Raw genomic sequence first — 14,552 nt, forward strand, 5'->3', positions numbered from 1 at the left:
AAATTCCGCAGCAGGGCCATGACACTGCTAACCATTATTATTGGCCGCATCATAACAGTGCTGCCACTCAGACGAAACTGTGAGTCACAGGCAAAATTAAAAGAAAAGTAAAACAAACTATTCCAGTCTTTGCTTCCTGCGCCACAAAAAAATGCCCCGCTCCTGAAACAGGAGCGGGGCATTTTCTTAATCACTGATCGATTATTTCATCAGATCCAACAGCAGTTTATTCAGCTTAGTAACGTAGTCACCTGGCTGCTTCAGCTGACTGCCTTCCGCCAACTGTGCCTGAGCATGAATAATTTGCGTCAGCTCGTTAAAGCGATCTTCATCCTGCTCGGCATCTAAACGCTCGATTAATGGGTGGGTTGGATTCACTTCCAGCGCCACTTCCGCTTCTGGCATTTGCTGGCCAGCCGCTTCCATCATACGGCGCATGTGACCGCCCATATCGTATTGACCCACCACCAGACAGGCTGGAGAATCGGTCAGACGAGACGTCACACGTACTTCTTTAACCTCACCCTCCAGAGCCTTTTGCAGACGTTCAACCAGATCTTTATGGCTCTCTTCCAGTTCTTTTTGCTGGGTCTTTTCAGACTCGTCCGCCAGCTCATCCAGATCCAGCTCACCTTTGGTCACGTCCTGGAATACTTTGCCGTCAAAGTCCGTCAGATGGCTCACCATCCACTCATCCACACGATCAGTTAACAGCAATACTTCAACACCTTTGTTTTTGAAGTATTCCAGATGTGGGCTGGTCGATGCCGCCGCGTGGTTATCGCCAGTAATGAAATAAATCTTCTTCTGGCCTTCACGCATACGCGCAACATAATCTTCCAGGCCAACCGTTTGTGCGTCACCGTCGCTTTGTGTTGTAGCAAAACGGAACAGCTTGGCGATTTTTTCTTTGTTAGCAAAATCTTCCGCCGGGCCTTCTTTTAAAACTTCACCAAACTGACTCCAGAATTCCTGATACTGTTCCGGCTCTTTTTTCGCCATTTTAGTCAGGGTATCCAGCACACGTTTCACCAGCGCACTGCGCATGGAGTCCACTTGTTTGTCCTGCTGAAGAATTTCACGCGAAACGTTCAGTGACAGATCGTTGGAATCTAAAACACCTTTGACAAAACGCAGGTACATCGGCAGGAATTGCTCGGCATCGTCCATGATAAACACACGCTGAACGTATAATTTCAGGCCACGTGTCGCTTCACGGTTCCACATATCGAACGGTGCTTTTGCCGGAATATACAACAGGCTGGTGTAATCCAGCTTGCCTTCAACACGGTTGTGCATCCAGGTAAGTGGTTCGTTCCAGTCGTGAGAAATGTGCTTGTAGAATTCTTTGTAGTCTTCGTCTTTCAGGTCTGACTTAGACACAGTCCACAGTGCTTTGGCTTCGTTAACCGCTTCAGGAACCTGCTTGTTCTCACCGTCTTCATCTTCAGACGTTACTTCTTGCGGCAGGAACACCGGTACCGCGATGTGATCTGAATATTTTTTAATCAGAGAACGTAGACGGAAGTTATCGGCAAACTCTTCTTCTCCATCTTTCAGATGCAGGGTGATACGAGTACCACGCTCGGCTTTATCAATGTTCTCTAAGGTGAAGTCACCCTCGCCTGCAGATTCCCAACGCGTACCTGAATCTGCCGCGTCGCCTGCTCGACGGGTCTCAACCGTCACTTTGTCAGCCACAATAAAGGCAGAGTAGAAACCCACACCAAACTGACCGATCAATTGCGAATCTTTCGCCTGATCACCACTTAACTGACTCAGGAACTCAGCCGTACCGGATTTAGCAATGGTACCCAGGTGGTTCACTACGTCATCACGGTTCATGCCGATGCCGTTATCGTCAATGGTGACGGTTTTTGCTTCAGCATCAAAATCAATATGAACAGCCAGCTCGCTGTTGCCTTCGTATAAACCGTCATTTTGCAGCGCTTCAAAACGCAACTTGTCACACGCATCGGAAGCGTTCGACACCAGCTCGCGCAGGAAGATTTCTTTGTTGGAGTACAAAGAGTGAATCATCAGGTGTAATAACTGCTTTACTTCGGTTTTAAAGCCCAGTGTCTCTTTACTGGCTGCGGTCATGCTTTTCTCCTTCAATCGCTAAATCATTCAGTCGACGCGGCTTTTTAACCTGCGCCTTCTATCTGAACATCGTGTATGGATTCCTATCTGGGGGCCAGGCAGAAGATTTCAAGAGAAAAAATGACAAAGCTTGTGCAGACCGCCCACAGCGGGTTACCACAGTGGGAGTCAGATACAATAAGATCAACTGATGGAAACAAACATCACAGCCACAATGGCCACAGGACAAATAAAGCGGACATACCAGGGCCAGATTTTCCAGAACCAGCCGTCGGCAATCTCTGGATTACCCTGCTGTAATTCTTTGAGCAGCTCATTTCGGTGCCAGACCCACCCCACCACAACAGCCCAGATAATTCCTAACAATGGCTGCATATAAACGGTCGATATATCAATCACCAAGCCGAACAGCGCGCCAAAGTTCAGGCAGATAACCACACTCGCCACAGCGATGAGCAAACCAATCAACCAGGATGATGCTTGACGTGACATGCCCAGCTCATCCTGCGCACAGGCGACCGGGACTTCAAGAATGGATATTGAAGACGTCAGCGCCGCAATCACCATCAATACAAAGAAAACCACCGCAATCACAGGGCCGGATGACCCCATGGTATGAAACATAGATGGCAACACCTGAAACACCAGATCTCCCGAACTGATTAATTCACCCGCCGCATTAAAAATTTCCACGCCGTTGTGTTTTGCTACAAACATCGCCGGAATAATCAATAACCCAGCTGCAAAAGCCACAGACGTATCAATAATGGCAACCTGCGTCGCGACCTTTGGCAAATTAATGTCTTTTTTCAGATAGGAGCCATACACCATCATTGAGCCCACCCCCAATGACAATGAGAAAAAGGCTTGCCCCATGGCATCAACAATCAGACGCCCATTTAGGTGAGAGAAGTCCGGAACCAGATATACCCGCAATCCATCCATCGCACCTTCCTGCATCAGAATGTAAATGATCATACCGGCAAACAATACAAACAGAATCGGCATCAGACGTGTGGACCACTTTTCAATTCCGTCAGCAACACCTTTACTGACGACCCAAATTGTCATCAGAGAAAACAGCAGTGTCATGATCACATTGCGCGGTTGTGAAAACTCAGTCAGCCAGGCGGCCAGCCCGTCAGCACCAACAGCCGTGGCTAATGGCTCTGCGGCAAAAGCAACCAGCCAACCGGCCACAATAGAATAAAAACTCAGAATTAACGAAGCGGCCAACAGGGCCAAAGCACCAAACACAATTGGCGCAAAACGATTATTGCGCCAAACCCGGCGTAATGATGTAACCGGGTTACCCTGGCCATAACGTCCAATGGTCAGCTCGGCAACCAACATCGGAAAAGCCAATACAAAAACCATCGCCAGGTACATCAGAATAAAGGCAGCGCCGCCATTTTCGGCGACCTTAGTTGGAAATCCCCAAACATTACCCAAGCCAACAGCAGAACCTGCTGCTGCCATAATAAATCCGATTCGTGACGAAAAATGTCCGCGCGATGCTTCTGTCGTCATAGTTACTACTCTGTCAGGTTGATAAAAAAGGCTGCAGGCAAACCACAGTCAGGGGATCAGTGCGTTGCTTTTCTGAGTTGGCGCTTTTGCTTCAGGCTATGCAATACAATCAGCAATAACGCCGCCCAAATAAATGCAAAGGTCGTCACTTTTACCGGAGTTAATTGCTCACCAAAAACACCAACAGCAAGCAACAAAGCAATGGTCGGTGCCAGATATTGAATAAAGCCCAGCGTGATTAATGGCAGGTGTCGGGCGGCAATCGCAAACCAGATTAACGGTGCAGTGGTAACAATACCGGCCAGGAATAATTTACCAAATTCGACTTCATTCACCAGCACAGCACCACCGCCAATCCAGATTAAATACCCCAGAGCCAATGGCGTGACCAACGCGGTCTCAAACCATAAACCGGTGTACGCGTCAGTCGGAACTAATTTGCGCAACAGCCCATAAAAGCCAAATGAAAATGCCAGCACCAGGCTGACCCAGGGCAACTCCCCCACTGCAATTACCTGAATGGATACACCCGTTGCAGCCAGCAACAAGGCGATTGTCTGTACTGAAGTCAGGCGTTCATGCAAGAAAATCATGCCAAGAAAAATCGACACCAGCGGATTAATGTAATACCCCATGCTTGCTTCCAGCACGCGGTTTTCATTAACCGCCCAAATAAAGGTTAACCAGTTAGCGGCAATTAATAAGGCACTACCACACATCGCTAGCAGCTGACGGCGGCTTTTAAGAATGGACTTAATGCCAGTGGCTTTGTAGCTGAACCACAATAAAACCGACATCAGCACAAACGACCACACCACCCGATTGGTTAATACTTCCAGCGGTGCAATATGAGAAACCCACTTAAAATACAGAGGCGACAGCCCCCACCAACCGAAGGCTAAGACGGCGAACAGAGCACCGCGATGAGTATCTGTTGTCATAAGGTCAGAATTCGCAAAAAGCGGAGGCTAGCGAATTTCTGACCATTAAGCCAGTTATCTCAACATCAATGACCTGTCTTTTGATATAAATAGGTATTTCTACGGATAAACGCCACGTAGTTTCAGGTGGCGCTGTGGCAATTTATTATCAACCATTAAATCGGTGACAATAGCCGCTGATGGCATACCGCAATCTTTGATATTGGCAATATTTTCTGTGGTGATACCACCGATGCAAGTCACCGGAAATTCCTGACTAATGCGAGCGCACCAGTTGCTCAGATTGGTGTAACCCAGAGGTGGATACTTGAGCTTTTTTGATAACGGCGGATGCACCGGACCAAATGCAATGTAGGAAGGTTTAAAGGCACGCGCGCGGGCAATTTCCCACTCGGTATGAGTGCTCACCCCCAGTGCCAACCCGGCTTCAGAAATGGCACTGAGATTCGCCTCAAGCATATCTTCCTGGCCCAGGTGCACACCATAAGCACCCAACTCAACCGCCATAGGCCAGTCGTCGTTAATATACAACGGAATATTCTGCTGCTTGCATCGCTCAATCGCCGTCTGCATATCTCGTTGATAACTGCCTTCACCATATTGCTGTTCGTACAGTGCTGGCGACTTCACTCGCCACTGCAGTGTATCCACACCCAGCTCCAGCAAGGAGTCCAGCCAATCCAGATTATCCACCAAACCGTAAAGTCCTAATGCCTGCTCAACACGAGGAAAAGTAAATTCGGTGGCATCACTCAAAGGAACAATCACTGGCCACTGTGCAGCAGGCAGATTACCCAAACCATTGCGATCAACAGCTGTGGCCCACGCATTACAATAACCGGACGGTGTTTCAGACGCTTGCTGAATAACCTGACTCATGGTTGCAGAAGCCAACAGCAACGCATCATAAATACGTTCACCATTGGCCAGATAAGCCGCAATGGCAGAAGCAAAATGGCAGCCGCTGCCGTGTACCTTTTTATCAATCCGTGGTTGCTGAATCATAAAGTTGGTAAGTACTGACTGTTCAGGCTCACTCTGTGATTCAACACGACGAATATTCGGGCCTGCAAAGCAGATGCTTTCAACCACTGATTTATCCGTGTTTGAATCGCCACCACTGATCACCACATAAGCAATACCTGCTTGTTGCAAGGCTTCTCCTGCTTCCTGAGCCGTTGCACAGCCAGTCAGTTGTAATGCTTCCTGTTCGTTGGGGGTGATCACATCCACGAATAAAAACAACGGTTTTAATTGAGCAAGCTCTCCGGTTTCTAAACCACCTTGTGAAGCGGATAACACCGGGTCCCAGACAACCCAACCCTGAGGGCATTCGGTTTTATACGCCGCTAATTTTTCAATTAACCAGGTAATAAAGATTTCATTTTTGGGAAACCAGCCAATTTTAATGGCTTGTGGCCAGCCGTCTTTTTTTAACGATTGCCACTGCGATTCGAAAAACTCGACAGAAATGGTTTCAACCGCATCCACACCAAAACTGCTTTGTGCGGTTAACGCTGAAACCAGTGTTCCACATTCGACATTTAACGCATGCGCCATTTTTAAATCGGCTTGCAGGCCAGCACCAGAGCAGGAATCAGATGCACTGATTGCCCAGATTTTTTTACGGTTGGTTTCTTTCATAATCAATTCGATTAAAGCGTTAAATAAATACAGTGTTGTTTTTGAGAGCAGCGACAGGATGTCGCGTCCGCGCGGCAGGGCCATGGATGGCCCTTCGGCGCGGCGGCAAAAAATAACACTGTGTTTATTTTTCGCTGCATAATTCTAAAAAAATTATTAATTCTGATGCCAAAATGGCATACCGAGTGTGGGGGTTGAAGCACTGGCGGCCTGACGCTCCTGCATCATGCCTGCTGAATAAGCCATTCGCCCAGCATTCACAGCCTCATAAAACGCCCGTGCCATTAATACCGGGTCATGCGCTTTAGCAACCGCAGTATTTAACAACACCGCATCAAACCCTAACTCCATGGCATCCATCGCCTGAGAAGGTTTGCCCAAGCCTGCATCAATGATGAGTACCGCATCGGATAAACGCTCACGCAAGGTGGTGAGTTGATGACGATTTAATAAACCTTTACCCGTACCAATGGGGGCGCCCCAGGGCATCACCGCCGGACAACCCACGGCAAGTAATTCTTTGCACAGCACTAAATCATCGGTGCAATAAGGCAGCACCTTAAAACCTTGCTGAATCAGGGTTTCAGCGGCTTTCACCAATTGAGTGGTGTGCGGCTGAAGCGTGTAGTCATCACCGATGACTTCTAATTTAATCCAATCGGTTTTGAATAATTCACGCGCCATATTGGATAATAAAACCGCTTCATCGGCGGTATGACAACCGGCGGTATTAGGCAGAATTTTACAGCCACTTTGCTCGACAAATTCCTGCACGTATTGCCAGTGGCCATTATCCGCAACCTGCTGCGCGGTCTGTCGCCGCAACGACAAGGTAACAAACCCTGGCTTTCCGGCTTGAAGGCTATCGCGCATGACTTCTGGCGATGGATACATGGAAGTACCCAACCAAAGGCGGCCATTAATTTCCTCGCCAGCGATGTTTATTGTATTTTCAGTCGTCATATTTAACCGCCAGTGATTGCACCCAAAATATCCAGCTGATCATCCGCTTTTAATTCCGTTTGAGCGAATAAAGAAGCTGAAACTATCGACTGATTGAGTGCTACAACAATATTACCTTTTGGCTCTCCGTCATCGCTAAAATAACCCAGCTGAATCAATAATTGTTGCAGGGTTTTAATATTGCTGAATGACTGTGTAGCCCCATTAATTGCCAATGTTAACTCTGCCATTTATGCCATCTCCTCAACAGCGACATCAGCCTCAGCATTGAGCAGGCCTTTTAATCCAAGAGACAGCTGATATTCGCGAGTCAGCTGCTGTTCAAACTGCTGCAAAAATGCCGGAGCCAATAAATAGCCATGACGGAATAAACCATTTAATCGATACAGCTTCGCTGCAGTGCGAACCACTTTCGGTTTATGATCCGGAAATGCCGGGCGTAAATTCACATCCGTTTCGATAATACGAGCTTCCGCCAACGCCGGGCTTAAACAATACAAGGCACTTAACATTTCTAATTGCGAGCGCACACTGACCGGCGATTTATCTTCCGATTCAATCTCGGTAGCACCCAGAATATAACGAAATGCTCCCTGCTCGGTTTGCCCTTTCGGCACCAGGTATAAGTGATAACGTGGGTGTAATAAACGCACCGGGCGCGTGATATTTACCTCAGGTGTTTCGATCCAACACACCTCGCCACGAACGCCTCGTAACGTTTGTGCATCACCTGCCAGCGCTGTTTTGGAACCGACGCCACGACAATCAAACACCAATGTATCGTCAGAGAAAGCCTGCAATTCCGCATCCGACACATCGGTATTAAAACGAAATTGCACCCCCAGTTGTTGCGCCTGCTGGTGCAATAAAGGCAACAAGGAACGGTTATCCAGATGCATTTCCTGAGGCAAGAAAAAGCCGTGCTGAAATTCCGGGTTAATTCCGGGTTCTAGTTGCTGAATTTGCTGGCGACTAACAGCTGTTGCAGTTTTATCTCCCAACAAATCAAACGAAGCCATTTCCTGTTCAAACTGACGTAACTCAGACTGATCTGCCTGATGAGCCACCACCAGTGAACCATCCTGTCCAAACGCAATGCTTTCTCCACTATCCTGACCCAGTTGGGCCAATAAAGCTGGCCATAGGCTTAGGCTTTGCTTGCCCAGCTCAAACATGTCAGCGTCACAAACATTGCGTTCAGCGTAGGGGGCTACCATGGCCGCCGCCGTATTCGCAGCACTTTGTAATTGATCCGGTGCCGATTTTTCCAGCACCGTAATATCAGCAGCCCTTTCAGGCTGCTGACGTGCCAGACGCCAGGCTAATAAGCTGCCCAACAATCCGGCACCCACAATCACAACAGGAGCCACAACTGATTGAGGTTTTGTGTGTGTCATACAGCCTCTTAATTTTCAGCAATATGATAAAGCTCACTGCCCTGTTCGCGGAATTGTTCTGACATTTCTTTCATGCCGTCGACCGCTTCCTGCGCTAATTTCTCTTGTGCTTCATCGGCCCAGTTCGGATTGTCTGAGGAGGCATCGCGTACTTCCTGAGAAATTTTCATCGAACAGAATTTTGGCCCACACATCGAGCAGAAGTGCGCTACTTTATGGCCGTCTTTTGGCAGGGTTTCATCGTGATACGCACGCGCGGTATCCGGGTCAATTGCCAGATTAAACTGGTCAACCCAACGGAATTCGAAACGTGCTTTCGACATCGCATCATCATGCAATTGTGCCGCCGGATGACCTTTCGCTAAATCGGCTGCGTGAGCCGCAATTTTGTAGGTAATTAACCCTTGTTTTACGTCGTCTTTATTGGGCAGACCCAGGTGCTCTTTTGGCGTGACGTAACACAACATGGCGCAACCATACCAACCAATTAATGCCGCACCGATACCCGAGGTGAAGTGGTCGTAACCCGGTGCAATATCCGTCGTCAGTGGCCCTAAGGTGTAGAACGGCGCTTCATGGCAGTGCTTCAACTGCTCTTCCATGTTCTCTTTAATCATGTGCATTGGCACGTGACCCGGGCCTTCAATAAAGGTTTGTACGTCATGTTCCCAAGCGATTTTAGTCAGTTCACCCAATGTACGCAGCTCAGCAAATTGCGCTTCATCGTTGGCATCCGCCACCGAACCTGGACGTAAGCCATCACCCAGTGAGAAACACACGTCGTAGGCTTTCATGATTTCGCAAATTTCCTCGAAATGCGTGTAGAGGAAACTTTCTTTATGATGCGCTAAGCACCACTTAGCCATGATCGAACCACCACGAGAAACAATACCGGTTACTCGGTTAGCGGTTAATGGCACATGCTGCAAACGCACGCCCGCATGAATGGTGAAATAATCCACGCCCTGCTCGGCTTGCTCAATTAAAGTGTCACGGAATAATTCCCAGGTCAGGTCTTCGGCGATGCCACCACATTTTTCCAGTGCCTGATACAGAGGCACAGTACCAATTGGCACAGGTGAGTTACGAATAATCCATTCACGGGTTTCGTGGATGTTTTTACCGGTGGATAAATCCATCACGGTATCGCCACCCCAACGGGTTGACCAAACCATTTTCTCCACTTCTTCTTCGATGGAAGACGTCACCGCTGAATTACCAATATTGGCATTCACTTTGGTGCGGAAATTACGGCCAATAATCATTGGCTCGGTTTCCGGGTGGTTAATATTATTCGGAATAACCGCACGACCACGTGCGACTTCATCACGAACAAATTCCGGCGTGATCATTTTCGGAATATTAGCGCCAAAGTTCTGACCGGGATGCTGTGTTTCCAGTGCTTTTTCAATTTCTTCTTCAGCCAGTGCCAGGTTCTCACGAATGGCAACGTATTCCATTTCCGGGGTGATAATACCCTGACGTGCATAATGCAGCTGGGTTACATTTTTACCGGCTTTGGCGCGTTTAGGTTTACGTTTTAATTCAAAACGTAAGTCTTCCAATGCAATATTCATCTCGCGGATTTTGGCGTAATCCGAGCTGAAACCATCCAGCGTTTCAGTATCGTCACGCTCATTAATCCAGGCTTCACGCATCGGTTTTAAACCTTTACGCACATCAATCGCCACATCCGGATCAGTGTAAGGGCCCGAGGTATCGTAAACCCGAACCGGCGGATTGTATTCGGTTTTGCCATCGGCCAGCTGGGTCGGGGTTAATTCGATTTCACGCAATCCCACGCGAATATCATCACGGCTACCGGTAACGTATAACTTGCTGGAAGCAGGGAAAGGCTGGGTAGACAGTTCATCGACTTTGATGGCGTCTTTTAATGCGCCATTTGTTAAAGAATCTTTATTTGCCATGCTGAGTCTCGTTTATTCAGGCCATCTCTGGGAGATGTGCTAATCACAGAAAACAATCAGTCAGGCAGCGGGAAGGAAGAAAAAGGAACAAGTTGTCGTTTCAATAAGGTCAGAACAACCATGTGATAACGACAGCAAGTCTTGATGACATCAACAGCTTCAGAAAAATAAACTGCAAACGGCTTTTCTGTTTCCTACGCTGGCTCTAACCAGATCAGGTTCAACGGGATCCGCTTATGCGATCTCAGCTCCTCATTGCAGATGGAGCACCCCGACAGAATCACCACGATAATAAGGCGGCTTGCAAACTTATACAAGCCGCGACTTATGTAAAAGAGATAGCCTTAGGTATTACAGGTTTTCACCCTGATCTGCGACAGCATCAGCCGCCAGCACTTCTTCAACCTCGGTGCCTTCAACCTGTGTGCCTTCAACCTGAGCTTCTGGCTCTGCGGTTACAGCAGGTGCTTCATAGCGCTGCCACTCCTGACTGCGACCGATCCAGGATACGCCAACGTAACCACGCACTTCGATGGTTTGGCCATCTTCGGCAACTTTCAGTTTGGACTTATAGATGGAGCCGGTTTTTGGGTCCAGAATGCGACCACTTTCCCATTCGCCTTCGGCTTCCTTTTCCAGTCCCCACATGAACGTCAGGCCTTCAATCGGCTTATTGTGAAACTCATCCGGGCATTCTTCACAGCTTTTGCCCTTATCGTCTTCGCGCAGTAACTCAACAATCGTGCCCTGCAATTCGCCATTTTCAGCAATTTTAATTTCAACAACCGATGCTTTAGAGCCATCTTCATCGTCGATGGTTACCCAGCGGCCTTCCGCTGTATCTGCCTGTGCAGCCAATGAAAACAAACCAGCAATGGCCGTAGTGAGAAGTTTTTTCATGTGAACCTCAAGGAAAAAGTGTTTTTTATTATATTAGGGCCTGATTGGCCTGACCACTTTAAATCCCCGCCGGCTAATTGCAAGTTCAGCGTGTTCTTTTTAGCCGCTTATCCCCTCATTACGACCGTTCATAGCAGAAATCGATTTTTTTCTACCGAGACAGGAACTTTTTTCGCCCCACTAATTCCTATGCATCACCTGTACAACATGTATAAGAAAAATATTCCCGCATGGCAGGTATTTCTTAATTAAAGGAGGTTTTTATGAAAATTCAGCAACTTGCCCGAGAAGCGACCCGCTTAGCGATGCTGGTTCCGGTGATGTCTTTGACATTGGTTGGCTGTGGCAGCGATGACGATGATGACGATCCGGCTTACGTGCGTGTATTGCATGCATCACCGGATGCTCCGGCAGTCGACGTGCTGGTGAATGGCAGCGCCGCCCTGACCGGCGTCAGCTACCAGCAAGGTTCTGGCTATCTGCGTCTTGAAGAAGGCAATAACACCGTTGCCCTGCGGGTTAGCGGCACTGAGACCATTGCCCTTGAGCAAACACTGACACTGTCGGCCAATGGTTATTATTCAGTGATTGCACAAAATGACGTTGCCAACATTGAATTCGAAGTACTGGACGACACCATACGTCGTGGCAACGACAGCAATGATGTGACCGTTGTGCATGCCTCTCCAGATGCCGGTTCGGTTGATGTATACGTAACGGCCAATGGCGCCGATCTGGGTGACGCCACTTTGCCAGGTGTGCCGTTTGATGCCAATGCGACACTGCCTAACATCGCCGATAGTGACTATCAGGTTCGTATCACCGGCGCTGGCAGCTCTGAGGTGGTATACAACTCTGGCAGTCTGACGGTAAACACCGATGTCACAGCCGTTGCCGTTAACAGCAACAAAGGTGCGTCACCGGTATCCTTACTGATCTGGGCTGAAGCAGAGTCACCGGTGACCCCGGTACTGGATAACACAGCCGAGGTTCGTATTGTCCACGCGGTTGATTCGGTCAGTGTCGATGTCTTTGCCGGTGGTGCGGAACTGTTGGGTGATTTTAATTACCTCGACACCACCGTGACCCAAGCCAATCCAAGTGGTTATGTGAAGGTCGCTGCTGGTGCATTACCCGTTGCCATTGCCCCGGCAAACCAGGGTATTGAAAATGCACTGGCTAACCTGAGTGGCACACTGACACTGGAGCGTGGTGAATCTTATACCGTGATTGCCGCCGGTGACCTGGCCGCAGTAGCTGATGCCGAATTGATTACTCTGGTAGATAAACGCGAAAACACATCAACCGAAAACGGGGACGTACGCCTGGTACATGCCTCATCGGCTGATGCAGCCGATCCGGTTGATATCTTTGTTTACGCCCAGGGCAGCACTCAACCGGCAACACCAACCTTTGCCGATGTTGTACTTGGACAGGCCAGACCAGACAAGACCGGGGGCTACACCGCGTTGCCAGCAGGCACTTACACTGTGGATATTGCGGCCGATGGCACCACTGCGGCAGCCGTACCGGGTACCAATGCAGTGCCGGTTGCTGCCGGTGCTATCAACACTGCCATTGCGGTAGGTAATGGTTCTGGTCTGTCTGCGATCTTACTCAATGATAAGCGCTGATTGTTAACCAGCCGTGTATAAAAAAACCGCCTTCTTTTCAGAGGGCGGTTTTTTATTGGTAGCAAGCAATAAAATTATGGCTTATCACCTGCTGCCAGGCGGGCAGAAATTTCATCAATCACAGCGGGTAAGTCAGCCACACTATCAATCACATAATGTGCACCCGCATCGTACAAACGTTGTTCCGCTTCGATACGACGCTGCTGCTGCTCGTCTTCTGACAGTGCTTGCCAATCAGCCAGTTCCAGGCCCACTTCATTGCCACTGATGCTCACGCCCACCGTCCACATACCGGCACGCAAACCTTCTTCAATTCCCGGAATGGTATCGTCAACCTTCACACAACCCTGTACATGGTCAGCACGCAGTTCCATGGCCACCGTTAACGCCATATCGGCGTATGGACGACCGCGCACCACTTGTGTGGCACACACACAAGAAGCGGGTTCGTACCCCTGCTCTTTCGCCGCCGCAACCGCAGGCTCCATCATGCCCGGGCCATAACCGGTATTACTGCCAATTTTAATTCCTTGCGAAACCAGTTCATCGTAAGCGGACTTCCAACCTGGAATTAACTGGCTGCGGTCACTGACAATGCGCGTTTGAATAGGTTGAAAATCCTGATACAAACGATCAATTTCAGCTTCTGTTGGTGCACTGCCTTTGACATCCAACCAAGCCTGCGCAATGCGTGGGTTGGCCAGCATACGACAAATATGTACGCGTTTTTCGGTACCCATCGGTTCACGTGCTTCATCCTGAGAGACTTCAATGCCTTCGGCTTTAAACAATTCCATAAAGGCATAAACCGGTGCCAGAGAACCAAAATCAATGGTGGTTCCGGCCCAATCCAGAATTACGGCCTCAACCGGGCCAGCAAAATAACGGTGTGACTTAAGCATGTTGCAGTCTCTCCTTCACAACACGGGTGTGTTGAATTAAACGTTCGTGATAATGAGATAAATCGGGTACAGCAAGATCGGTTTTTTTGCCGCACTCATCGTATTTGCGGATGCGTAATGCATCACTGAACCAGGGCGAGCTTTCAAACGCCCGGCAAGTGCTGTCGTCCATTTCGCCACCCTGCAGCATGAGGCTGTCAATGGAGGCCTGCGACAGCGTGTCGCGGTAACGTTTATCGGTAGAAAATAAATAACGTTTGGCAGCAACATGCAGGCGAATTGGTTTAATGACTTCGTCATCAAAATATTCCGCCAGAAATTGCGCGCCAATTTTTTCGTGATAACCGTTTTCTCCGGTTTCTTCCGGATGTTTACCGCTTTCTTCCCAGGTCAGGAGATGGCCGATATCGTGTAATAACGCAGCGATTACCAGATAATCGGGTGCATTATCTTGTTCCGCATACCAGGCACACTGCAGCGCATGCTGCAACTGAGACACCTCCTCTCCCAGTGCCATGTGCCCAAAGGTCAAAAACGGATTCAGTACTTCATCCACTTTTTTGCGTGCTAATGTGCGTAAACGCATCACACTTTCCTTTGTTTCAGATCA

The 14,552-nt window shown here is 48.7% G+C and carries 12 protein-coding genes and 1 riboswitch; of the genes, 1 reads left to right on the forward strand and 11 read right to left on the reverse strand.

Annotated elements, in window-relative coordinates; all coding sequences use genetic code 11:
• Positions 1–201 precede the first annotated feature (201 nt).
• From htpG to KFF03_RS11585, 9 genes are all read right to left on the reverse strand, one after another.
• A complete protein-coding gene (htpG, locus tag KFF03_RS11545; protein ID WP_255857072.1) occupies positions 202–2,103 on the reverse strand; it encodes a molecular chaperone HtpG in 1,902 nt (633 codons plus the stop codon).
• A 183-nt stretch (positions 2,104–2,286) separates the two neighbouring features.
• Positions 2,287–3,633: a sodium-dependent transporter gene (locus KFF03_RS11550; RefSeq protein ID WP_255857073.1), complete on the reverse strand. Its 1,347-nt coding sequence runs from the start codon at positions 3,631–3,633 to the stop codon at positions 2,287–2,289.
• A gap of 56 nt (positions 3,634–3,689) precedes the next feature.
• Positions 3,690–4,574 carry an EamA family transporter RarD gene (rarD, locus tag KFF03_RS11555; protein WP_255857074.1) on the reverse strand — a complete coding sequence of 295 codons (885 nt, stop codon included), beginning with the start codon at positions 4,572–4,574 and terminating at the stop codon, positions 3,690–3,692.
• Positions 4,575–4,673: 99 nt separating this feature from the next.
• Positions 4,674–6,302: a bifunctional hydroxymethylpyrimidine kinase/phosphomethylpyrimidine kinase gene (locus KFF03_RS11560; protein ID WP_255857075.1), complete on the reverse strand. Its 1,629-nt coding sequence runs from the start codon at positions 6,300–6,302 to the stop codon at positions 4,674–4,676.
• Between the two features lie 72 nt (positions 6,303–6,374).
• Complete coding sequence (locus KFF03_RS11565; protein WP_255857076.1) at positions 6,375–7,181, reverse strand: thiazole synthase; 807 nt, start codon at positions 7,179–7,181, stop codon at positions 6,375–6,377.
• 2 nt (positions 7,182–7,183) lie between these two features.
• Entirely contained in the window at positions 7,184–7,411 is a 228-nt protein-coding gene (thiS, locus tag KFF03_RS11570) for a sulfur carrier protein ThiS (protein ID WP_255857077.1), read from the reverse strand.
• Positions 7,412–8,578, reverse strand: coding sequence for an FAD-dependent oxidoreductase (locus tag KFF03_RS11575; protein ID WP_255857078.1), 1,167 nt, complete (start codon positions 8,576–8,578; stop codon positions 7,412–7,414). It abuts the gene before it with no gap.
• Positions 8,579–8,586: 8 nt separating this feature from the next.
• Positions 8,587–10,506, reverse strand: a complete 1,920-nt coding sequence (thiC, locus tag KFF03_RS11580; RefSeq protein WP_255857079.1) for a phosphomethylpyrimidine synthase ThiC — start codon at positions 10,504–10,506, stop codon at positions 8,587–8,589.
• Between the two features lie 174 nt (positions 10,507–10,680).
• Positions 10,681–10,790, reverse strand: a riboswitch (TPP riboswitch).
• Between the two features lie 67 nt (positions 10,791–10,857).
• Positions 10,858–11,406: a DUF2147 domain-containing protein gene (locus KFF03_RS11585; protein WP_255857080.1), complete on the reverse strand. Its 549-nt coding sequence runs from the start codon at positions 11,404–11,406 to the stop codon at positions 10,858–10,860.
• 263 nt (positions 11,407–11,669) lie between these two features.
• Between KFF03_RS11585 and KFF03_RS11590 the strand changes: the two genes are divergently transcribed.
• Positions 11,670–13,040, forward strand: coding sequence for a DUF4397 domain-containing protein (locus KFF03_RS11590; protein ID WP_255857081.1), 1,371 nt, complete (start codon positions 11,670–11,672; stop codon positions 13,038–13,040).
• Between the two features lie 74 nt (positions 13,041–13,114).
• Here KFF03_RS11590 and phnX read toward each other — a convergent pair whose 3' ends face one another.
• Both phnX and KFF03_RS11600 read right to left on the reverse strand, forming a co-directional pair.
• Positions 13,115–13,942 (reverse strand): phosphonoacetaldehyde hydrolase, encoded by an 828-nt coding sequence (gene phnX / locus KFF03_RS11595; protein WP_255857082.1) that lies wholly within the window; start codon positions 13,940–13,942, stop codon positions 13,115–13,117.
• Positions 13,935–14,528 (reverse strand): HD domain-containing protein, encoded by a 594-nt coding sequence (locus KFF03_RS11600; protein WP_255857083.1) that lies wholly within the window; start codon positions 14,526–14,528, stop codon positions 13,935–13,937. Before KFF03_RS11600 ends, phnX begins: the two co-directional genes overlap by 8 nt.
• Between the last annotated feature and the right edge of the window lie 24 nt (positions 14,529–14,552).

The organism is Bacterioplanoides sp. SCSIO 12839, from assembly GCF_024397975.1.
Taxonomy (GTDB): domain Bacteria; phylum Pseudomonadota; class Gammaproteobacteria; order Pseudomonadales; family Oceanobacteraceae; genus Bacterioplanoides.

What these genes read in the sequence shown, in the direction of transcription:
- KFF03_RS11550 (WP_255857073.1), bottom strand. Translation starts at nt 3,633, where the DNA reads ATGACGACAGAAGCATCGCGCGGACATTTTTCGTCACGAATCGGATTT.
- phnX (WP_255857082.1), bottom strand. Translation starts at nt 13,942, where the DNA reads ATGCTTAAGTCACACCGTTATTTTGCTGGCCCGGTTGAGGCCGTAATT.
- thiS (WP_255857077.1), bottom strand. Translation starts at nt 7,411, where the DNA reads ATGGCAGAGTTAACATTGGCAATTAATGGGGCTACACAGTCATTCAGC.
- KFF03_RS11590 (WP_255857081.1), top strand. Translation starts at nt 11,670, where the DNA reads ATGAAAATTCAGCAACTTGCCCGAGAAGCGACCCGCTTAGCGATGCTG.
- rarD (WP_255857074.1), bottom strand. Translation starts at nt 4,574, where the DNA reads ATGACAACAGATACTCATCGCGGTGCTCTGTTCGCCGTCTTAGCCTTC.
- KFF03_RS11585 (WP_255857080.1), bottom strand. Translation starts at nt 11,406, where the DNA reads ATGAAAAAACTTCTCACTACGGCCATTGCTGGTTTGTTTTCATTGGCT.
- thiC (WP_255857079.1), bottom strand. Translation starts at nt 10,506, where the DNA reads ATGGCAAATAAAGATTCTTTAACAAATGGCGCATTAAAAGACGCCATC.
- KFF03_RS11575 (WP_255857078.1), bottom strand. Translation starts at nt 8,578, where the DNA reads ATGACACACACAAAACCTCAATCAGTTGTGGCTCCTGTTGTGATTGTG.
- KFF03_RS11600 (WP_255857083.1), bottom strand. Translation starts at nt 14,528, where the DNA reads ATGCGTTTACGCACATTAGCACGCAAAAAAGTGGATGAAGTACTGAAT.
- htpG (WP_255857072.1), bottom strand. Translation starts at nt 2,103, where the DNA reads ATGACCGCAGCCAGTAAAGAGACACTGGGCTTTAAAACCGAAGTAAAG.
- KFF03_RS11560 (WP_255857075.1), bottom strand. Translation starts at nt 6,302, where the DNA reads ATGGCCCTGCCGCGCGGACGCGACATCCTGTCGCTGCTCTCAAAAACA.
- KFF03_RS11565 (WP_255857076.1), bottom strand. Translation starts at nt 7,181, where the DNA reads ATGACGACTGAAAATACAATAAACATCGCTGGCGAGGAAATTAATGGC.